Below are 19,986 nucleotides of genomic sequence, written 5' to 3'. Positions count from 1 at the left end.
GTGTCGGTCCCCGGGTGGCGATGGGTCCGCGCTTAGCCTGAGAACCCCGGGACCCGAGCAGCGGGAGGCCGCCGAAAATGGCGAACAGCATGCTCGGCCGCGATATGGCGGTCGACCTCGGTACGGCCAACACACTCGTGTACGTACGCGGACGTGGCGTCGTACTGAACGAGCCGTCGGTGGTCGCGATCCGGACCGACGAACCGCGCGAGGCGGTCGCGTTCGGCGCCGAGGCGAAGAAGATGATCGGCCGGACACCCGGCAACATCACCGCCATCCGGCCGCTCAAGGACGGCGTGATCGCCGACTTCGACGCCGCCGAGCAGATGCTGCGGTACTTCATCCAGCGCGTCCACCGCCGCCGGTACTTCGCCAAGCCGCGGATCGTCGTCTGCGTACCGTCCGGCATCACCGCCGTCGAGCAGCGCGCCGTCCGCGACGCCGGCTACATGGCCGGCGCCCGCAAGGTCTACATCATCGAGGAGCCGATGGCCGCTGCCCTCGGCTCGAACCTCGAGGTCCGCGACGCGACCGGCAACATGGTGGTCGACATCGGCGGCGGGACGACCGAGGTGGCGGTGATCTCGTTCGGCGGGATCGTCACGTCGCAGTCCATCCGGGTGGCCGGCGACGCGATCGACAAGGCGGTCGTGAACTACTGCAAGAAGGAGTACTCGCTGATGCTCGGCGAGGCCACCTCCGAGCAGATCAAGATGACGATCGGCTCGGCCTTCCCGACCTCCGACGGGCCGGACTCCGAGATCCGCGGCCGGGACATGGTCTCCGGGCTGCCGCGCACCGTGAAGGTGTCCTCGGCGAGCATCCGGCAGGCGATCGAGGAGCCGATCACCGCGATCGTCGACGCGGTCAAGGCCACCCTGGACAAGACGCCGCCCGAGCTGGCCGGCGACATCGTCGACCGCGGCATCGTGCTGACCGGCGGCGGCGCGCTGCTGAAGGGCATGGACGAGCGGCTGCGGCACGAGACGGGGATCCCGATCCACGTCGCGGAGAATCCGCTGGACGCCGTCGTGCTGGGCGCCGGCAAGTGTGTCGACAACATCGAGACACTGAACCGCATCCTCGTCACCGACCGCCGCTGAACCGATGCTGAAAGATCTCGGTACGCCGGCACGCGGGCTGGTCCGTTCGGCCGGGTTGCCCCGGGAGATCCGCCGTCGCCGGACCATCCTGGTGCTCGTCATCCTGGCCTCCTTCACCCTGATCGTGCTGGACGCGCGACGCTCGGCGGGCTCTCCCGTCGAGCCGCTGCGGCATGCGGCGGCGGCCGTCTTCGGCCCGCTGGAGTCGACCGCGACCAACGCCCGGCAGCCTGTGGACAACCTCCGGGACCGGTTCGCGGAACTGGATACCTTGAAGGCAGAGAACGAAAAACTCCAAGCAGACAACGAGAAGCTCACCAGCGAGCTGCGCACGACCGACTACGCCCGCAACCGCGCCGGGGAACTGGACCGGCTGCTGAAGGTGGCGCCGACCTACACGGTGACACCGGCCCGGGTGATCGGTCTGGGCAGCGCGCAGAGCTTCAACCACACAGTGACCATCGATGCCGGAACGGCGGACGGGGTGCGACCGGACATGACAGTACTGAATGGCGACGGGCTGGTGGGCCGCGTCGTGCGGACCACCGAGGCCACCGCCACGGTGCTGCTGATCGGCGACCGCAACTCGACCGTCGGCGGCCGGCTGAACTCGACGATGGCGCTCGGATTCGTCTCCGGCCGGGGCGAGATCGGCTCGTCGGCCGCGCTCGACTACAAGCTGGTGGACCTGAAGGCCCGGCCGAAGGTGGGCGACCGGATCGTCACCTGGGGCTCGAGCGGCAACGCGCCGTATGTCCCGGGCGTGCCGATCGGCGAGGTCACCTCGGTGACATCGGTCCAGGGCGCGCTCGGTTCGACCGCGCTGGTGAAGCCGTTCGTCGACCCGACGCGGATCGACCTGGTCGGCGTCGTCACCGGTCCGCCCGCGCGGGCACCCCGCGGAACTGTCCCGGCAAGCGGTGCCCGATGACTGCCCCGCGCGGCGGCAGTTCGGCGTTGGCGGAGGGATGCTGAGATGACGGCCGTTCGGGTTGGGCTGGGGGTTCTGTTCCTGATGATCGCCGTGACGGTGCAGACCTCGTTGCTGCCGCACATCGCGGTCGCCGGGGTGACCTGCGACCTCGTGATGATCGTGGTCATCGCGCTCGCGCTCTCCCGCGGGGCCGAGTGGGGTGCGATCGCGGGCTTCCTCGGCGGACTGCTCCTCGACGTCGCGCCTCCTGCCGACCACACCGCCGGCCGCTGGGCCCTCGCCCTCGCGCTGTCCGGATACGTCGCGGGCCTGATCCGGCGCGAAACGTCAGCCGCACCGGTCGGTCCAGTGGCCGTCGCGCTGACTGTCGTACTGGGCGCGGGCCTCTCCCTGACCGTGTACTCCGCGACGGGGTCGTTGCTGCATGATCCGGCGGTCGACTGGGGTCAGTTCGGGGTGCGGCTCGGTATCGCTGCTGGGTACGACGTGGTCGCGGCGATCCTGGTCATCCCGCTGGTGATGTGGGTGATGGGACGCGTCGTGCCGGCGCGGGAGCGGCGGCGGGTGCTGCCATGAGCTTCGACAGCTTCAACCCGGCGCCGCTGAAGCCGCGGTTGCGCCTGTTCGTGATCCAGGTGCTCGTCTTCTCGCTGATGTTCACCTTGCTCGCCCGGCTCTGGTACATGCAGGTGATGTCGTCCGACGACTACTCCCAGGCCGCCACTCAGAACCACACCCGCGAGGTGCTCGTCCCGGCGCCGCGCGGCACGATCGTCGACGCGGCCGGCCGGACCCTGGTCGGCAACCGGGTGTCCCTGGTGATCACCGTCGACCGCTCGGTGCTCGCGAAGCTGCCCGACGGCCAGCAGCAGGTGGTGCTGGCCCGGCTGGCGAAGGTGCTCGGCCAGAAGCCGAAGGACCTGACCGCGCGGACCATGCTCTGCGGCGAGCCCGGCGCGTCCAAACCACCGGCCTGCTGGAACGGCACGCCGTACCAGCCGATCCCGGTCGCCAAGGACGTCAGCGAGCAGGTCGCGATCGAGGTGATGGAGCGCCGCGAGGACTTCCCGGGCGTCGCCGCGGAGTCGCAGACGCTGCGCGCGTACCCAGCGCCGTACAAGGTGAACGCGGCCCACATCCTCGGCTACCTGTCGCCGATCACCACCAGCGAGCTGGACGAGCTCGACAAGGCCGGGCAGGACTCGGTGCCGCACCGCTCGGACCTGGTCGGCCGGGCCGGCGTCGAGCGCACCTACGACCAGCTGCTGCGCGGGACGCCCGGCGTGAAGAACGTCATCGTCGACGCGGTCGGCTACACCACCGGCCTCAAGAGCCAGACCGCGCCGGTGCCGGGATCGACCCTGATGACGAGCATCGACGCGCGGATCCAGGCGTCGGTCGAGGCCCAGCTGCGCGGCGCGATCATGACGGCCCGCAAGCAGTACGACAAGATCACCCATCGCAACTACGTCGCCGACTCCGGCGCGGCCGTGGTGATGGACACCAAGACCGGCCAGATCGTCGCGATGGCGAGCTACCCGAGCTACGACCCGGGCGTCTGGGTCGGCGGCATCTCGCAGCGCGAGCTCGACGCGCTCTACTCCACCAAGGCCGGCACGCCGCTGGTGTCGCGGGCGATCCAGGGCCAGCTCGCGCCCGGTTCGACCTTCAAGCCGATCACCACCGCGGCCTCCTTCGCCAACGGCTACGGGCCGAAGACCCGGCTGGACTGCTCGTCGTACTTCGAGGTCGGGGACCGCCGGTTCAAGAACTACGAGTCCGCCTCCTACGGGATGATCGGCTTCGACCAGGCGCTCGCGATCTCCTGCGACACCTTCTTCTACCGGATCGCCTACGCGCTGTGGCTCAAGGAGGGTGGCAACTCCGGTGACATCACCGCCGCCGACCCGATGGTCCAGATGGCGAAGAGCTTCGGCCTCGGCCGGCCGACCGGGATCGACCTGCCCGGCGAGGTGTCCGGCCGGATCGCGGACCGGAAGTGGAAGAAGGAGTACTACGACGCGCAGAAGGACTACTACTGCAAGCTCGCCGACAACCCGCCGGCCGGCACGTCGGCGTTCCTGAAGCAGTTCTCGCGTGAGTTCTGCGAGGACGGCTATCGCTACCGGGCCGGTGACGCGGTCAACTTCGCGATCGGCCAGGGCGACACCACCGTCACTCCGTTGCAGATGGCAACGGCCTACTCGGCGCTGTCGAACGGCGGCAAGCTCTGGGAGCCGCGGGTGGCGAAGGCGGTGATCGGCCCGAACGGCAAGGTCAGGCCGGTGCCGTCCAAGCTCGCGGGGCGGCTCCCGGTGCCGGCCTCGACGCTGCGTTACATCGACCGGTCGCTCAAGGAGACCGCCAAGACCGGTACGGCGGCCTGGAAGTTCAACGGGTTCCCGCTCGACCAGGTCCCGGTCCGGGTGAAGACCGGAACGGCCGAGGTCTACGGCAAGCAGACGACGTCCTGGATGGCGAGCTACACCGATCGCTACGCCGTGGTGATGATGATCAGCCAGGCCGGTACCGGATCGGGCGCCTCCGGCACGGCGGTCCGGCACATCTACGAAACCCTCTACAACGTCAAGCCCCCGGTCGCCCCCACCGAAAAGAAGGTCGACCGATGAGCTTGCTGACGCCGATCCGGCAGTCCCGGCCGCGGGCTGATCGGCGGTCGACGTTGTGGCAGGTCGACTGGGTGCTGGTGATCGGCGTGCTCGCGTTGTCGGCGATCGGGTCGTTGCTGATCTGGTCGGCGACGTACAACCGGACCGCGCTCACCGACGGCAACCAGCACGCGTTCCTGCTCCGGCACGCGCTCAACTTCGCCATCGGTCTGGTTCTCGCGGTGCTCGCCGCCGTCAGCGACCACCGCCGTCTCCGCATCCTCGCCCCAGTCCTGTACGCCGCGTCCGTGGTCGGCCTGATCCTCGTCCTGGTGCCCGGCGTCGGCGCGGTGATCAACGGGTCGCGATCCTGGATCCAGGTGCCCGGGATGTCGATCCAGCCGAGCGAGTTCGCGAAGCTCGCGGTGATCGTCGGGATGGCGCTGCTGATCGCCGAGAAGGGCGAGACCAACCACCGCGAGGCCCGGACGATTGACATCGCCCAGGCGATCGCGGTCGCCGCGATCCCGGTGCTGCTGGTGATGCTGCAACCCGACCTCGGCACGGTGATGGTGCTCGGCTCGATCGTCTTCGGCATCGTCGCGGTGTCCGGCGTGCCGAAGCGCTGGATGCTCGGCATCGTCACCGCGGCGACGGTGATCGCGGTGCTCGCGATCCAGTTCAACGTGCTGAAGAAGTACCAGCTGGCCCGGTTCACGGCGTTCGCGGATCCGGCGTCGGACCCGCAGGGCATCGGCTACAACGTGAACCAGGCGCGGATCGCGATCGGCAACGGCGGTGTCTTCGGGCAGGGCCTGTTCCACGGTTCGCAGACGCAGAACGGGTTCGTGCCCGAGCAACACACCGACTTCGTCTTCACCGTCGCGGGGGAGGAGCTCGGCCTGGTCGGCGCGGGCGCGATCATCTGCCTGTTCGTGCTGATTCTGTGGCGCGGACTGCGGATCGCGGTCAACGCCCGGGACGCGTTCGGCCGGCTGATCGCCACCGGCGTGGTGTGCTGGTTCGCCTTCCAGGCCTTCGAGAACATCGGTATGACGCTGGGAATCATGCCGGTCACCGGTCTGCCATTGCCGTTCGTCTCCTACGGTGGTTCGTCGATGCTCGCCGGTCTGCTCGCGGTCGGGCTGTTGCAGAACATCCACCTGCGATCGCACCAGGTCTAGTCCGCGTCAGGCGGCCCGGCCTGGTCAGGTACGCTTCAGCTTCCCTGCGCCCTCGACGGTTCTGGATGGGTCATGAAGCTCGCGTCGTCGTTCCCGCTCGCCGTTGCCGCTGCTGTCTCGTTGTCGCTCGCCGCCTGTGGTGAGGACAAGCCCAACGGGTCGTCCGGCCCCACCTCGGCACCCTCGGTCACCGCGACTCCCACGCAGAGTGCGCCGACCGATCAGCCGACCGAGACCGGTCCGGTCAAACGCTCGAAAACCGAACTCACCAAGGCGCTTCTCGAGCTGAAGGAGCTGCCGAGCGGCTTCTCCGAGGAGAAGGACGACCCGGCCGACGACGGCAGCAACCCGTTCTCCGCGCCGACCAGCAAGTGCAAGCCGCTGGTCAAGTTGCTGAACGCGGACGAGGCGCCCGGCTCCAAGCGGAGCGTGCATCGCTCGTTCTCGGGCAGCCAGGAAGGGCCGTACATCGACTTCTCGCTGGACTCGATGAGCACGTCGAAGGCGGTCCGCGAACTGCAGACGTCGTACCAGGATGCCGTTGCGTCCTGCAAGAAGGTGACGATGCGGATGGACGGCGCGGGCTCCACACAGATGGAGGTCGTCGAGATCCCCGCGCCGCAGTTCGGCGACGAGCCCTTCGCCTTCAAACTGACCGGCGTCAGTGGGCCGAAGGAAGGCCTCGAGTTCGACGCGGCCGTCACCGGCATCGGCGATGTCGTCCTCGCCGTCGGCGTCCTGGCCGGCCAACCAGGCGAACTCGACGGCGCCACCGAGGCGGCCGTCGAGAAGGCCCGCACCACCCTCAGCAAAGCCGGCAGCTGACCCATCCCGACCCGGCAGTTGCGCGACCAGCCGACCGGCTTCGGTCTTACGGGTTCAGGAGTTCGGGTGGGACCCAGCGAGAAATCTCTGTCCTCGACTCGATCAGCAGTTTGCGGCGGACGTTTTCGAGGTGCTTCTCGACGGTTCGTACCGAGCAGACCCGCCGGCGGGCGATCTGGGCGTCGGACAATCCCTGCGCGGCCAGCTGGGCAACGTGCTTCTCGGCCGACGTCAGATCGGACCAGGGCGTCGGCGCCGCACAGCCGTTGTCGTGCCCGTCCGGCGAGCCGACTACCTCGTTCGTCGCGAGGGCGTCGATCTCGTCGTAGTGCAGCGCGTTGCCGAACCGGTACGCCGTCCTGAAGCCGTCGTCGCCGAGCACACCGGTCGCCACCCGCTCGGCCTCGGCGTTGGCATCCCGAAACGGTGGCAGGGTGGCGATCGCCACCCGATAGCGCTCCCGGAGCCGGCTCGCGCCACCGAGCGCACGAGCTGCCCGGATCGCGTCGGCGTGGTCGGCGTCGGCGCTCGGCTCGGGGCGCTGCTTGATCACCTCGGCCGCCGCCCAGGCGACGAGATGGGTCAGGTACATCAGGCCCCAGTGATCGCCCGATTGCTGCCGCGCTCGCTTGATCGGGGGCAGGCTGAGCGCGTCGACGTGCCAGATCAGCGCGAGCCCGGACACCAGCAGGGACCAGCCATGAGCCCATTCGGCGCCGTCCGCCAGCGTCTCGTCGGCGTACTGCTGGGAGAGTTCGACGGCTTCGCTGGCCGGCCCGTACCAGTCGGCGGCCATCCCCGCGAACATGAGCGCCATCGCACGCTCACCCCGGTACTGCGCTCCGGCGCTCTCGAAGCCGGTGGCAGCGGCGCGCAGTACCGCGATCGAGGCCGGATCTCCGAGCGCGAAAAACGCATGCAGACCCAGCAGGAGAGCCATCAGCGCCACACTGAGCCCATCGTCGCCGGCCTCGTCCCGTCCCTGGGCGACCATCGCCTCCGCAGTGCTCAGATCGCCTTGGCACAGCGCGGTCAGACCGGTCATCACCACTGCCCACAGGCGGAGCTCGGGTGCTTCCGCCGCCTTCGTCGCAGCCAGGCCGGTCCGCAGCCAGTCGATCGTCTCGCCCGAGTTGCCGAGGTAGAACTGCAGTCGCAGCCGGGCCAGGCCGACCGCGATCTCCAGTCCGGCGGCCTCCTCGCCGGCGATCGAGCTGCTCCAGGCGAGGGCAGCGCGGAAGTTCGCCAGGTCGCGACTGGTGCGCGAGAGCCACTCGACCTCGCGAGGCCCGTACCAATCGACAGCCGCCTGCCGGGAGACCTCGAGGAAGTGATCGCGATGCCGACGGCGCAAGCTCTCGGTCTCGCCGCTCTCCTCGGCCCGCGCCACGCCGTACTGCCGCAGTGTCTCCAGCATCCGGTACCGGGTCGACGGACCACTGGTGTCGGCAGTCACGACCGACTTGCCGACCAACTCGGTGAGGACGTCGAGCACCTGCGCCGCGGGCAGATCCGGCCCGGCGCCGACCGCTTGGGCGGCTGCCAGGTCCCAGCCGTTCTCGAAGACGGAAAGCCTTGCCCACAAGCTCTTCTCGGCGTCGTCGCAGAGCCGGTAGCTCCAGTCCACCGCGGCCTGCATGCTGTGGTGCATCGGATGCGCCCCATGCCGTGGCCCGCGGGTGAGCAGGCTGAACCGCTCGTCACCCGGCCCGCCGTCCAATCGGGCGAGGATCTCGCGCAGTGACTGGCTACGCAGCCCCGCGGCCGCCAGCTCGATCGCGAGCGGCAAGCCGTCGAGGCGCTGGCAAAGCAACGCAGCGGTCGTGTGGTCAGCAGGGCCGATGCTGATGCCCACTGCTGCGGCCCGCTCGGTCAGCAGGTCGAGCGCCTCGTACCGCGACCCTTCCGGCGCATCGGACAGACAGGTCAGCGGAGGTACCGCGAAGAGTTGCTCACCGGCGCACCCGAGCGCCTCGCGACTGGTGGCGAGCACCTGTACGCCGGGGACCTCCGCGAGGATCGCACTGACCAGTGACCCCACCGGTGCGGCCACGTGCTCGCAGTTGTCGAGCACCAGCAGCACCGGTCCCGAGCCGGCCTCCTCACCGAGGTGGTCGAGCAGCATGCTCCGCGCCGACCGTTCGGTGACGATCTCGACGCCGAGCGACTTGGCCACCGTTCGCTCGACCGTCACCGCGTCGGCGCCATCCGGCACGCCGATCAACGTGCACCAGTGCACCCGCAGCCGGGGATCTGCCTTCTGCGCGGCCTGCGCGAGCCGCCCGGCCAGCCGGGTCTTGCCGACCCCACCCGGGCCGACCAGAGTCAGCGGGTTGGCAGCCTCCAGGCGGACCAGCCCAGCCCGGATCTGCTCCTCGCGGCCGACGAACGAGGTGAGTTCGACCGGTACCTCCCCAGTGCTCACCCTCAGGTTCTACACGCTCGACGGCCGGTAATCGAATCCCGTCTACGTACCGATCTAAGTACTACTACGGTCGCCTCCCGGCCGTCCGATCCGCGAGTCTGAACGGGCCATCTGACGAAGGGAGACCCCATGAACACCAGGACCACCCGAGTCACCTGAGGCGGCTCTACCCGCCTGGCGATGTGGATCCGTGCGTCGCCCGCTGACCGATCGGGGGAGCGTCACTCTGGCTGGGAGCCTGGGGTGGCGCTCTTCAGCGCTCAGGCAGTGGCAGGACCGTCGTCCGGCGGTGGTGTTCGAAGACGACGGAGCTGCGGATGTCGGCGATCTCCTGGCGCTTGGCGAGGTCGAGGACGAGGTCGCGGAGCGCCTGGGTGTCCTTGACGGCCACGTGGGCGAGGAAGTCGGAGGCGCCGGAGACCATGAACATCGCCAGCGTCTGCGGAAGGTTCTGGACGTAGGTCTGGAAGGTGGTGGCCGTCGCCATCGCCTGCGGGCGGAGTTTGATCGAGATGATCGCCTGGGTGGAGCGGTCGATCGCCTGCAGGTCGACCTCCGCGTGGAACCCGCTGATCACGCCGCGGTCGCGCAACCCTCTGATCCGCTCCAGACAGGTCGACGGCGCGATCCCCAGCTCGGCCGCCATCTCCCGGTTGGTCCGGCGCGCGTCGTTCTGCAGCATCCGCAGCAGCGCCGTATCAAGTTCGTCCATAGCCGCCATTTTCGCAGACCTGCCGAACATCGTTCGGTACCACCGTCAGCCAGCCGTTCAAGCGGCTAACGTCGGTCGGGTGCTGGCGAACAAGTTAGTCGTCGTGATCGACGCAGACGCACCCATCGGAGTAGCACTCAACGCGGCGGCCCTGGTCGGAGTCGGTGTCGGCTCGCACATACCCGACCTGGTCGGCCCGGAGGCGCAAGACGCCGCAGGTAACCCGCATCCCGGTATGTGCGCCTACCCGATCCCCGTCCTCAAGGCGGACCCCGCGCGCCTGACCGAACTCCGCGCCGCAGCGGCCGCTCACCCCGAGGTAGCGGTCCACGACGTCAACCAGGTAGCCCAAGGATCCCGGACCTACGACCAGTACGCAGCCACGATGTCCGGCACCAAGCCCGACGACCTGCACTACACGGCCCTGGCAATCCACGGCCCCCGCCCCGCAGTCGACTCGCTGACAGGCGCTCTACCCCTCTACCGCTAGTCGCCGCTACAAGGTTGGGCGGATCTCGCCGACCGGTTGGCCTCCGCCCAGTACGGGCAGGCTGATCAGGTTGGCAGCTGGGGTGGTGTCGACGCCGCACTTGGACAGCAGGGCCAGGGCCAGGGCCGTGGTGGCTCGGGGGTTGCCGTCGATGACTTTGACGGCTACTGCGTGGCCGTCGGGGGTGGCCATGGCTATTACGCCTTCGGCGCCGCCCTTGGCGATGATGCCGGGCAGTAGGCGCATCACCTCGGTGTTCTGGTGGCCTGTGCCGCCGACGAAGTCTGGGTGCTGGCGCATGGCGGCCGCGACCTGGCCTTCCGGCGTACCGGGTGGGGCTGTTGCCAGGCGGCTGAAGGCGAGGGCCAGGCCGGACAACGGCATACCGAGCAGGGGAGTGCCGCAGCCGTCGGTGGTGAGGATGCCGGTGGAGGAGTCGGTGAGGCGTTCGATCTCGGCGGTGATCGTGCGCTGCACCGGCGTCTGCGGATCGAGGTAGCTGGCGGGGTCGTTGCCTTGGGCGACGGTCGCCAGCAGCATCGCGGCGTGTTTGCCGGAGCAGTTCATCCGGACCGGCGACGGTTCGATGCCTTCGGCAATCAACCGGAAGCGGGTCGGCTCGTCTTCGGGCCGGTCCGGCGGACAACGCAGCGCGTCGCGATCAAGGCCGGCCGACGCCAGCAGGCGATCCACCACCGCGACATGACGGTCCTCGCCGGTATGGCTGCCGGCTCCGATCGCCACCTCCTCGCCAACCAGCTCCGCGCCGGCGACGATGCAGCCGACTGCTTGCAGCGGCTTCGCGGTCGACCGCGGGAGTACAAGACCGTCGACGTCCCCGGCCGCATACAGAGCCTTCCCGTCCGGATCCAGCGCTACCGTCAGCCCGAAGTGCCGGCTTTCCACGAACCCGCTCCGCACCACCTCGGCCAGCTCGACCACATTTCCCAGCCCGGGAACACCCTTGATCATGGCCCGACGCTAGCAACGTTCGTAATGTGGACTCCATGCGACTCAACTACGAGACGACCGGTCCTGATGACGCGCCTGTGCTGTTGCTCGGCTCGTCGCTCGGTACTACGCACGCGATGTGGGCGCCGCAGCTCGACGCCCTGTCGCAGCGGTTCCGGGTGATCGCGTTCGACCATCGCGGGCACGGGGACTCCGAGGCGCCCGACGGTCCGTACACGATCGAGGACCTCGGTGGCGACGTGGTCGAGTTGCTCAACGAGTTGCTGATCGAGCGGGCGTCGTACGTCGGCATCTCGCTCGGCGGCGCGGTCGGCCTCTGGCTCGCCGAGAACGCGCCCGACCGGTTCCACCGATTCGCGCTGCTGTGCCCACCGGCGTACCCGGCCGCGGGCGCCCAGATGTGGACCGACCGCGCCGCGCAGGTCCGCGCCGAAGGCACCAAGGCGATCACCGAGGCGACGCTCAGCCGCTGGTTCCTTCCCGAGTACGCCGATGCGCAACCGGCAGCCGTCGATGCGATCCGCCAGCAACTCCTCACCACCTCGCCCGAGGGCTATGCCTCCTGCTGCGAAGCGCTCGGCGCCATGGACCTCCGCCCGGGACTCGGAGACATCACCGCCCCCGTCCTCCTGGTCACCGCCGAGTCCGACGCCTCCATCCCGCCCGAGACGGTGATCCCGCTGGCCATGCAGATCCCCGGCGCCCACCTGGAGATCCTCGAGTCCGCCGCCCACCTGGTCACCTACTCCCACCCCGATCAGATCAACCAACTCCTCCTCACCCACCTCACCTGACCACTGTCCGTAGCCGCCGCACCCCACTAACCTGCTGACCGGGAGGGGTGCATGGCTGACGAGCAGCAAGAGCTGGTGGTGACCGTCGAGGGGCATCGCGTAGAGGTCTTTCTCCGCAATCTCTTCGACAGCGACGCGCGGCTCCTGGTCGTGCCCTGCAGCATCAGCGGCAGCATCGCGCCGGACTTCGCGGTGCGGCTGGACGCTCTCGGGATCGTGCGGCCGAACCGCGAGTTCGAGCCGGGTGAGGTCGTCGAGTTGCCGTCAGCCGACCGGCGCCAGACGATCCTGCTCGCGGCGGTGGTCGCGGCGGACGGTCCGACCGAACAGCTCGTTCTGCAAGCCGCGCGCCGGGTGGGCGAGCTCGCTGTCCGCATCGGCGATGCCGCCATCCGGCCCGGTGGCACTGTCTTCCCGTTGCTCGGCAGCGGTGCCGGTCTGCTGTCGCCGGAGAACTCGCTGCGTGCGATCGCGGTCGGCTTCGGCGACGGCCGCCCCGAGATGGCTCCACGCATCCACGTGCTCGACAAGGCGATCTTCGACCGTCTCCGCAAGCTGAGCAGCACCATCACCCCGGAGCCACCCAGCAGTAGCAGCACGGCCGACCCGGAGATGCAGGCCGCAACGAGCGGCCACGCCGAGACGGCGTCGGCAACCGGCTCCGCAAGCAGCGCCTCCCCGGCAACTACCTCTACGGGGACCGCCCATGAGGGGCGTCGGGAGGAGTTGGTGCCGACTCATACGGATGGGCCGGCGCGGATCGACGAGCTTGGACGGCAGGGGTTTGCTCGGGTGCTGGCTCGGCGGATTCGGGATGCCCGGAAGGAAGAGGCCAGGAACAGCGAGCAGGCGGACGTACCGCGCGGTGGTGCCTTCATCGTCCATCTGCATGCGCCCTGGGGTGCGGGCAAGACGTCTGTGCTCAACTTCCTCGCCGACGAGCTGCGGAAGGTCGACAAGCGGGCCGGCGAGAAGCGTTGTGTCGTGGTCGAGTTCAACGCCTGGCGGCATCAGCGGATCGAGCCGCCCTGGTGGTGGCTGATGACCGCCCTGTACGCCGGTGCCGTCCGCGAACTCTGGAAATTCGACAAGCCGAGGGCCGCGTGGCTCTGGCTCCGGGAGCGACTCTGGCGCTCGAAGGGTGGCTGGCCGGGCTACCTCGCCCTGCTGCTCGTCGCGGGAGCCGTCACCTGGGCCTGGCGGGCCGGCTGGTTCGGTGCTGCCGGCAACGAGAAGCTGTTCTCGCCTGACACGGTCAAGGACTACGTGGTCACCGCCGCCGCCATCATCACCCCGGCGCTCACCGTCTGGGGCCTCCTGCACACGATGGGCCGCTGGGTCTTCACCACCTCCGCGCGGGGCGCCAGACGCTTCATGGCCAACACCAGCGACCCGATGCGGACGGTGCAGGATCACCTGGCCGACCTCACCAAGTGGATCCACCACGACGTCGTGGTGATGATCGACGACCTCGACCGCTGCAAGGGCCCGTACGTCGTCGAGTTGCTCGAGGGCATCCAGACGCTGTTCCGCGACGTACCGGTGACGTACGTGATCGCCGCGGACCGGGACTGGCTCGCGGACAGTTACGCCAAGGAGTACGCCGAGTTCGTCAGCGCCGGGGGAGGGCCTGGCCGGCCGGTCGGCTATCTCTTCCTGGAGAAGACGTTCCAGATCTCCACCGGACTGCCGCAGGCGGGCAAGCGGCTGAACGACTTCTGGGGCCGGATCCTCCGGTCGGCGAACGTGCCCGGCGAGCAGGAGCTGAAGCGGGCGCGCGCCGATGCCGGCCGCGAGCTCGCCGGCAAGACGAGCGAGGAGGTGCGGGCGGAAGTACTGGCGAACCCGGGCCGGACGCCCGCCGACGAGCAGGCCCGGCTGGAGACCCTCGCCATCGAGATGGTCGGCGAACGCGCCCAGCAACAGAACCAGCACACCCTGGAACCGTTCCAGCGGCTCCTCGGCCGCGACCCGAACCCGCGCGCCATGAAGCGCCTGGTCAACGCCTACGGCATCGCCCGGGGCATCGAGACGCTCCAAGAGGTGAACCTGGCCGACAACCACCTCCAGGAGCAGCAAACCGCTCTCTGGACCATCCTCACCCTCCGCTGGCCCAAACTCGCGGGCCACCTCGCCCGGTACCCCGAACACCTCCAGTACGTCGGTACGCCCGACCCACCCACCACCATCCCGCCCGACCTCCGCCCCCTCTTCGCCGACCCGGAACTCCACGACGTCGTCCACGGAAACGCCGGCGAAGAAAACAAGGTCGAAGCAGCCCTCACCCCCGAGTTCCTGACCGAAACCCCCCTCCGCTGACCGACCCGCCGAGCCTGCCGGACCCTGCCCCATAGCAGAGGTTTGCAGATCGATGCGGGCCGGGAAGGGGGTCGGCGCTAGGCTGGTAGGTGCTCTGGCCGCTGATCTGGAAGTTCTGTGATGACTGTTGAGTCCTTGTTTCCCCGCCTGGAAGCGTTGCTGCCTACCGTGCAGAAGCCGATCCAGTACGTCGGCGGTGAGCTGAACTCCGTCAGCAAGGACTGGGAGTCGGCCAGTGTGCGCTGGGCGTTGATGTATCCGGACGCCTACGAGGTCGGCCTGCCGAACCAGGGCGTCCAGATCCTGTACGAGGTGCTGAACGAGCGCGAGCACACCCTCGCGGAGCGGACCTACTCGGTCTGGCCGGACATGGAGCAGGTGATGCGGGACAACGCGATCCCGCAGTTCACGCTCGACAGCCACCGCCCGGTCCGGGCCTTCGACGTGTTCGGGATCTCGTTCTCCACCGAGCTCGGCTACACCAACATGCTGACCGCGCTCGACCTGGCCGGGATCCCGCTGTACGCCGTGGACCGCACCGACGAGGACCCGATCGTGCTGGCCGGTGGGCACGCGGCGTTCAACCCGGAGCCGATCGGCGACTTCATCGACGCGGCGGTGCTCGGCGACGGCGAGGAGATCGTGCTCGCCATCTCCGACGTGATCCGGGAGTGGAAGGACGAGGGCAGCCCGGGCGGTCGCGACGAGGTGCTGCACCGGCTCGCCTCCACCGGCGGCGTCTACATCCCCAAGTTCTTCACCGTCGACTACCTCGACGACGGGCGGATCAAGCGGATCGCCCCGAACCGTCCCGGCGTCCCGTACCGGACCGCCAAGCACACCGTGATGGACCTGGACGCCTGGCCGTACCCGAAGAAGCCGCTGGTACCGCTCGCCGAGACCGTCCACGAGCGCTTCTCGGTGGAGATCTTCCGCGGCTGCACCCGGGGCTGCCGGTTCTGTCAGGCCGGGATGATCACCCGCCCGGTCCGCGAGCGCAGCATCACCACGATCGGCGACATGGTCGAGAACGGCCTGAAGCAGACCGGCTTCGAGGAGGTCGGGCTGCTCAGCCTGTCGTCGGCCGACCACACCGAGATCGCCGAGGTCGCGAAGGGCCTGGGCGACCGGTACGAGGGCAGCAACGTCTCGCTGTCGTTGCCCTCGACAAGGGTCGACGCCTTCAACATCACGCTGGCCAACGAGTTCTCCCGCAACGGCCGGCGCAGCGGTCTGACCTTCGCCCCCGAGGGCGGATCGGAGCGGCTGCGCAAGGTGATCAACAAGATGGTCACCGAGGACGACCTGATCCGGACCGTCGCGGCGGCGTACAGCCACGGCTGGCGGCAGGTGAAGCTGTACTTCATGTGCGGCCTGCCGACCGAGACCGACGAGGACGTGCTGGCGATCGCCGACCTGGCCAAGCGGGTGATCGCGACCGGCCGGCAGGTGTCCGGCCGCAACGACATCCGCTGCACGGTGTCGATCGGCGGGTTCGTGCCGAAGCCGCACACCCCGTTCCAGTGGGCCGCGCAGCTCGGCGTCGAGGAGACCGACGCCCGGCTGGCCAAGCTGAACGCGGCGATCCGCTCGGACAAGAAGTACGCCAAGGCGATCGGTTTCCGGTACCACGACGGCAAGCCGGGCATCATCGAGGGCCTGCTCTCGCGCGGCGACCGCCGGGTCGGCCGGATCATCGAGCAGGTCTGGCGCGACGGCGGCCGGTTCGACGGCTGGAGCGAACACTTCTCGTACGAGCGCTGGATCGCCGCCACCGAGAAGGCGCTGGCCGGCACCCCGGTCGACCTCGCCTGGTACACCACGCGTGAGCGCGAGTACGCCGAGGTGCTGCCGTGGGACCACCTGGACTCCGGGCTGGACCGCGACTGGCTGTGGGAGGACTGGCAGGACGCGCTCGAGGAGGACGGCGCGATCGAGGTCGAGGACTGCCGCTGGACGCCGTGCTTCGACTGCGGCGTCTGCCCGCAGATGAACACCGAGATCCAGATCGGCCCCACCGGCAAGAAACTGTTGCCGCTCTCGGTGGTCTGAGAGCTGTCTGTGGTCTGACGGTTACGCGGGGTCGCGGCGCTTGAGATAGCGCCGGGCCGCGAAGTGGCCGTTGTCCGCGGCCATCCGGTACCACGGTTCGCTGGCATCGATTCCATCGCGCTGCTCGATGAGCCGGCCCAGCTCCCACATCGAGTCGACGTCGCCGTGGTCGATCGCGACCAGCAGCAACCGCTCGGCCCGGGCGTCGTCACCAATGCTCAAGGCATCCATCGCCAAGGCCCGGATCGCGCGCGGGTTGCCCGCCTCGGCGGCGGCGCGGGCGGCTTCCGGCGTACGGAATCCCTTGCGGCGCGGCCAGAACCACAACCAGAGCGCGGAGAAGGCCCCGACAACCCAGATCCCGATGCCGACATAGAGCATCGCCAAGTTGTCGGTGATGACCGCGGCCAGGGTGAAGCCCGCAGCGGCGGCGAACAGAAACAGCGTCATCGCAGGTCCCCTCTCCCCAGCCCCGCGCCGCCCCCCAGCGGTCCTACCTAGGCCCAAGGTAACCGACCCGCAGGTCCAGCACCTCTCCTTCCGCGCGCCGCGAACCCTTCAAACGAAGGGTTCAAACGCCCGCATTCCGCCGCGATGCGGCAAGCAACGCGTCGCTGAGGGTCAGCTCGCCGGCACTGCCCAGGGTCAGGTCGGCGGCACTCAGCGCGGCGGCCCGCACGTACGGGTTGGGGATTGCGATCGTTGCCATGCCCGCGGCGGCGGCCGCCTCGACGCCGTGCGGAGTGTCCTCGACCGCTGCGGTCGCGCTACCGGACAGACCCAGTCGTTCCAGGGCGAGGAAGTAGACCGCTGGGTCCGGCTTGTGGCCGTCCACCTCGTCGCCTGCGGCAATGACATCGAAGAGGTCGAGGGCGCCGACCCGCTCCAGGTGCCCGATCACCCACGAGCGCTCCGAACTGCTGGCGATCGCGGGCCTCAGCCCGAGCTCACGGGCCTCCAGCAACCAGTCGCGGATGCCCGGCCGGAAGTCGAGGTCCTCGTGCAGGCTGTCCCGGTACGCCGTACGCCGCGCCTGACTCACCTCGCGATCGAAGTCCGGCACCAGGGCAGCCAGCTGCGCGTACCGGGCGTCCTTCGTATCCCCGCCGTGCCCCGGCCAGAAGTCGTCGGCCAGTTCGAGCTCGAGACCGTGCTGGGCCCATTCGAACTGCCAGCTCTTCACCAGCGTCGTCTCGGTGTCCATCAGCAGTCCGTCGAAGTCGAACACCACCGCCTCGACAGGCGACCCCACCAGCCGCATCGCCAGCCGATGAAGCTCCCCAGCGGTCAGCCCGCACAGCTCCAGGTAGCTCCGCACCCCGCCGTACCGCTCGTCCACATGATCAAGAGCGGCGGTGATCGTCTCGGGCAACGTCCGCGACAGCAACAGCGCACGCTCCCGCTCCTCAGCCGGCAGTCCAGCGGCCCGTTCGAGCACCCCGAGCCGCACCTCACTGACCACGTAGTCGGCCACGATCTGGTCCCGCGGCACACCGATCAGGTCGAGCAGCAACGCGACCAACAACCCGGTCCGGTCCTTGCCCGACTTGCAGTGCACGACGACCGGCCGATCCTCCGGCGCCGAAGCAACAGCCCGCAAAGCAGCACCGATCTGCCCCTGGTTGCGATCGAGACTGCCGCGATAGATGTCGCCCAGCAGCGGCTCATCCTCCGGCACGCGTTCCTTGTCCCGGACCGGATCGATCCACGGAATCCGCCGGTACTCCGCTACGCCCTCCAGCGGATGTGTCCGCGTCATCTCCCAGTCCGAGCGCAGGTCGAGCACCAAGCCGGCCCCGACGCCACGCAACGCGACCCGCCCGGCGGCGTCGAGCTTGTCGGGGGAGTCGGTCCGGATCATCGTCCCGCCCCGCGTCACCCCGCCGTACCGGGTCGAGAACCCAGCCAGATCACGAGTGTTCAGGCAACCGTTCCAGTCAAGGTCCGTCACCCTGAAGACCCTATGACACCTCCCAACGACTCGAAGTCGTGCCAGGTGCCGCCGTCCCAGTAGAGGTGGTGGAGGGCCGAATCCGTCCCCCGCACGAAGATGTCGAGCCGGCCAGGACCCCAGGACACGGCTGACCCGGCCGGTTGCGGGCGGGGCGCCTCAGCCGCTCCGACCAGGCCGAGCCAGCCGGCCAGCGCCGCGATGTTCATCCGCAGGATCTCGCTCGCCAGCGCCCAGTCGAGGAACTCGAGCTTGTCGTTCGCCGAATGGATGTGCCCGTTCGCACTGTCCGCGCCCTCGATCGTCAGCACCGCAGGCACCCCGGCGTTGATGAACGGCACATGATCACTGGCGAACGGATTCAGCGACGTCTCGACCTTCAGCCCCGTGTACGTCGCAGCCGCCGCGGCCAGGTCGTCCATCTGCCCCGACGACACCGGCGCGCCCTCGAGCAGGACGGTCGGCGCAGCTGTGTTCTTCGACGCGATCATGTCCATGTTGAGCACCGCGCGAATCCGCGACCGCTCGGCCGGCGGCAGCGCAGCGACGTACTGCTTGCTCCCGAACAGCCCCTCTTCCTCGCCACCGAAGAGGATCAGCCGGACGTCGTGCTCCCACTTCCGGCTCGCGATCAGCCGCCCGAGCTCCAGTACGCCGGCCGACCCGCTCCCGTTGTCGTCGGCCCCGGGCGCACTACCGCCCGGGCCGCCCGCGAGGTTGATCGAATCGAGGTGCGCGGTGATCACGACCAGCCCGCGCGTGCCGGCTCCCGACCCGGCGCGATCACCGATCAGGTTCTCCGAATGCCCAGCTCCCACAGTGATCGGCACCCGCGTGACGCTGTAGCCGAGGGCAACCATCCGGGCCGCCGCGAACTCCACCGCGGTCGTGAAGGACGCACTCAGCGAATGCCGGGTCGGCAGCGAGGCCAGCCAGGTCAGATCAGCCTGGTACGACGCCGGCGCCACCTCACCGACCAGCCCCGCAACCACCGGGTCAGCGCGCCGGGCCATCCGCGCCGGGACGTCGACAACCGTCGTACCGGCCTTCAACGCCTCCACTCGCCAGCAATGGTTGGAGCGCCGTCGCCGGGGCTTGTCGGCGGCCGAGATCACCAGGTGGCGACCGTGATCGAGCAGCGGAGTGACGTCGGGAAACTCGTCCTGGAAGCTCCGGCCGACCTGCGTCACGAGGACCAGGCCGGGCGCGGTACGAGAGGCCCGGCCGAGCTTCTGATCAGCGGGTCCCCACAGGATCGTCTTGTCGCCGAACCGGGCCGACTTGGCGCCGTCGGCCGCGTCCTCGGTCGGCACCACCAGGTACCGAACAGGCGAACCGGTCATCTCACTCCTTCCAGCGAATCTCCAGCCGATCCGGTGTCGCGGCGACGATCGACCCGGCGGAGCCTGTACTACGGCTGATCTCGCCGCCCGCCGACCAGCGCCCGGCATGCCCCTCCGGAGCGTCGCCACGGCCGATCAGCCAGTCGGTGAAACTGCCGTCGGCATGGAACTCCACCCCCCGCCGGCCGCGAGCCGGCGGGAAGGCGAAGTCGTCGCGGCGGTAGACGGTCACTCCGTCGTGGTCCTCCTCGAAGGAGTGCGTCCACCGCCCGA

At 69.1% G+C, this 19,986-nt stretch carries 17 protein-coding genes; 10 read left to right on the top strand and 7 right to left on the bottom strand.

Features of this window, described 5'->3' with window-relative positions; all coding sequences use genetic code 11:
* Nucleotides 1-77: 77 nt before the first annotated feature.
* The 6 genes from ABD768_RS15805 to ABD768_RS15780 all read left to right on the top strand — a co-directional run bounded on the left by ABD768_RS15805 (nucleotide 78) and on the right by ABD768_RS15780 (nucleotide 6,655).
* Nucleotides 78-1,103, top strand: a complete 1,026-nt coding sequence (locus ABD768_RS15805) for a rod shape-determining protein (RefSeq protein ID WP_164603246.1) — start codon at nucleotides 78-80, stop codon at nucleotides 1,101-1,103.
* Nucleotides 1,104-1,107: 4 nt separating this feature from the next.
* On the top strand, nucleotides 1,108-2,034 hold the full coding sequence (gene mreC, locus ABD768_RS15800) for a rod shape-determining protein MreC (RefSeq protein WP_343971444.1): 927 nt from the start codon (nucleotides 1,108-1,110) through the stop codon (nucleotides 2,032-2,034).
* A 45-nt stretch (nucleotides 2,035-2,079) separates the two neighbouring features.
* Nucleotides 2,080-2,613, top strand: a complete 534-nt coding sequence (mreD, locus tag ABD768_RS15795; protein WP_344841265.1) for a rod shape-determining protein MreD — start codon at nucleotides 2,080-2,082, stop codon at nucleotides 2,611-2,613.
* The gene (mrdA, locus tag ABD768_RS15790) at nucleotides 2,610-4,667 is read left to right on the top strand and encodes a penicillin-binding protein 2 (protein ID WP_343971450.1); all 2,058 of its coding nucleotides are present in this window, start codon (nucleotides 2,610-2,612) and stop codon (nucleotides 4,665-4,667) included. Before mreD ends, mrdA begins: the two co-directional genes overlap by 4 nt.
* Nucleotides 4,664-5,830: a rod shape-determining protein RodA gene (gene rodA, locus ABD768_RS15785; RefSeq protein WP_344841262.1), complete on the top strand. Its 1,167-nt coding sequence runs from the start codon at nucleotides 4,664-4,666 to the stop codon at nucleotides 5,828-5,830. Before mrdA ends, rodA begins: the two co-directional genes overlap by 4 nt.
* A gap of 72 nt (nucleotides 5,831-5,902) precedes the next feature.
* On the top strand, nucleotides 5,903-6,655 hold the full coding sequence (locus ABD768_RS15780; protein ID WP_344841261.1) for a hypothetical protein: 753 nt from the start codon (nucleotides 5,903-5,905) through the stop codon (nucleotides 6,653-6,655).
* A 46-nt stretch (nucleotides 6,656-6,701) separates the two neighbouring features.
* Here the strand turns inward: ABD768_RS15780 and ABD768_RS15775 are convergent, their stop codons facing one another.
* The gene (locus ABD768_RS15775; RefSeq protein ID WP_344841260.1) at nucleotides 6,702-9,080 is read right to left on the bottom strand and encodes a helix-turn-helix transcriptional regulator; all 2,379 of its coding nucleotides are present in this window, start codon (nucleotides 9,078-9,080) and stop codon (nucleotides 6,702-6,704) included.
* 253 nt (nucleotides 9,081-9,333) lie between these two features.
* Nucleotides 9,334-9,792 (bottom strand): Lrp/AsnC family transcriptional regulator, encoded by a 459-nt coding sequence (locus ABD768_RS15770; RefSeq protein ID WP_344841258.1) that lies wholly within the window; start codon nucleotides 9,790-9,792, stop codon nucleotides 9,334-9,336.
* Nucleotides 9,793-9,871: 79 nt separating this feature from the next.
* On the opposite strand from ABD768_RS15770, the gene ABD768_RS15765 reads away from it, so the two are divergent.
* Complete coding sequence (locus tag ABD768_RS15765; protein ID WP_344841257.1) at nucleotides 9,872-10,282, top strand: DUF2000 domain-containing protein; 411 nt, start codon at nucleotides 9,872-9,874, stop codon at nucleotides 10,280-10,282.
* Nucleotides 10,283-10,288: 6 nt separating this feature from the next.
* Here the strand turns inward: ABD768_RS15765 and ABD768_RS15760 are convergent, their stop codons facing one another.
* A complete protein-coding gene (locus ABD768_RS15760) occupies nucleotides 10,289-11,254 on the bottom strand; it encodes an asparaginase (RefSeq protein WP_344841255.1) in 966 nt (321 codons plus the stop codon).
* A 35-nt stretch (nucleotides 11,255-11,289) separates the two neighbouring features.
* On the opposite strand from ABD768_RS15760, the gene pcaD reads away from it, so the two are divergent.
* From pcaD to ABD768_RS15745, 3 genes are all read left to right on the top strand, one after another.
* On the top strand, nucleotides 11,290-12,048 hold the full coding sequence (pcaD, locus tag ABD768_RS15755; protein WP_344841253.1) for a 3-oxoadipate enol-lactonase: 759 nt from the start codon (nucleotides 11,290-11,292) through the stop codon (nucleotides 12,046-12,048).
* A gap of 51 nt (nucleotides 12,049-12,099) precedes the next feature.
* Entirely contained in the window at nucleotides 12,100-14,367 is a 2,268-nt protein-coding gene (locus ABD768_RS15750) for a KAP family P-loop NTPase fold protein (RefSeq protein WP_344841251.1), read from the top strand.
* A gap of 120 nt (nucleotides 14,368-14,487) precedes the next feature.
* Nucleotides 14,488-16,419, top strand: a complete 1,932-nt coding sequence (locus ABD768_RS15745) for a TIGR03960 family B12-binding radical SAM protein (RefSeq protein ID WP_343971480.1) — start codon at nucleotides 14,488-14,490, stop codon at nucleotides 16,417-16,419.
* A 21-nt stretch (nucleotides 16,420-16,440) separates the two neighbouring features.
* Here the strand turns inward: ABD768_RS15745 and ABD768_RS15740 are convergent, their stop codons facing one another.
* The 4 genes from ABD768_RS15740 to ABD768_RS15725 all read right to left on the bottom strand — a co-directional run bounded on the left by ABD768_RS15740 (nucleotide 16,441) and on the right by ABD768_RS15725 (nucleotide 19,945).
* Nucleotides 16,441-16,869, bottom strand: a complete 429-nt coding sequence (locus ABD768_RS15740; RefSeq protein ID WP_343971483.1) for an SEL1-like repeat protein — start codon at nucleotides 16,867-16,869, stop codon at nucleotides 16,441-16,443.
* A 121-nt stretch (nucleotides 16,870-16,990) separates the two neighbouring features.
* Nucleotides 16,991-18,370, bottom strand: coding sequence for an HAD-IA family hydrolase (locus tag ABD768_RS15735; protein WP_344841248.1), 1,380 nt, complete (start codon nucleotides 18,368-18,370; stop codon nucleotides 16,991-16,993).
* Nucleotides 18,367-19,713 carry a M28 family metallopeptidase gene (locus ABD768_RS15730; protein ID WP_344841246.1) on the bottom strand — a complete coding sequence of 449 codons (1,347 nt, stop codon included), beginning with the start codon at nucleotides 19,711-19,713 and terminating at the stop codon, nucleotides 18,367-18,369. Before ABD768_RS15730 ends, ABD768_RS15735 begins: the two co-directional genes overlap by 4 nt.
* A 1-nt stretch (nucleotide 19,714) precedes the next feature.
* Nucleotides 19,715-19,945, bottom strand: a complete 231-nt coding sequence (locus ABD768_RS15725) for a hypothetical protein (protein ID WP_343971492.1) — start codon at nucleotides 19,943-19,945, stop codon at nucleotides 19,715-19,717.
* Nucleotides 19,946-19,986 lie beyond the last annotated feature (41 nt).

Source organism: Kribbella ginsengisoli (assembly GCF_039537185.1).
In the GTDB taxonomy this organism is placed as follows: domain Bacteria; phylum Actinomycetota; class Actinomycetes; order Propionibacteriales; family Kribbellaceae; genus Kribbella; species Kribbella koreensis.
Note: the sequence above shows the minus strand (reverse complement) of the source record. Positions and strands in the feature narration are given on the sequence as shown.

Coding starts and splice junctions, on each gene's coding strand:
- ABD768_RS15805 (WP_164603246.1), top strand. CDS start 78: ATGGCGAACAGCATGCTCGGCCGCGATATGGCGGTCGACCTCGGTACG.
- mreC (WP_343971444.1), top strand. CDS start 1,108: ATGCTGAAAGATCTCGGTACGCCGGCACGCGGGCTGGTCCGTTCGGCC.
- mreD (WP_344841265.1), top strand. CDS start 2,080: ATGACGGCCGTTCGGGTTGGGCTGGGGGTTCTGTTCCTGATGATCGCC.
- mrdA (WP_343971450.1), top strand. CDS start 2,610: ATGAGCTTCGACAGCTTCAACCCGGCGCCGCTGAAGCCGCGGTTGCGC.
- rodA (WP_344841262.1), top strand. CDS start 4,664: ATGAGCTTGCTGACGCCGATCCGGCAGTCCCGGCCGCGGGCTGATCGG.
- ABD768_RS15780 (WP_344841261.1), top strand. CDS start 5,903: ATGAAGCTCGCGTCGTCGTTCCCGCTCGCCGTTGCCGCTGCTGTCTCG.
- ABD768_RS15770 (WP_344841258.1), bottom strand. CDS start 9,792: ATGGACGAACTTGATACGGCGCTGCTGCGGATGCTGCAGAACGACGCG.
- ABD768_RS15760 (WP_344841255.1), bottom strand. CDS start 11,254: ATGATCAAGGGTGTTCCCGGGCTGGGAAATGTGGTCGAGCTGGCCGAG.
- pcaD (WP_344841253.1), top strand. CDS start 11,290: ATGCGACTCAACTACGAGACGACCGGTCCTGATGACGCGCCTGTGCTG.
- ABD768_RS15750 (WP_344841251.1), top strand. CDS start 12,100: ATGGCTGACGAGCAGCAAGAGCTGGTGGTGACCGTCGAGGGGCATCGC.
- ABD768_RS15745 (WP_343971480.1), top strand. CDS start 14,488: ATGACTGTTGAGTCCTTGTTTCCCCGCCTGGAAGCGTTGCTGCCTACC.
- ABD768_RS15740 (WP_343971483.1), bottom strand. CDS start 16,869: ATGACGCTGTTTCTGTTCGCCGCCGCTGCGGGCTTCACCCTGGCCGCG.
- ABD768_RS15730 (WP_344841246.1), bottom strand. CDS start 19,713: ATGACCGGTTCGCCTGTTCGGTACCTGGTGGTGCCGACCGAGGACGCG.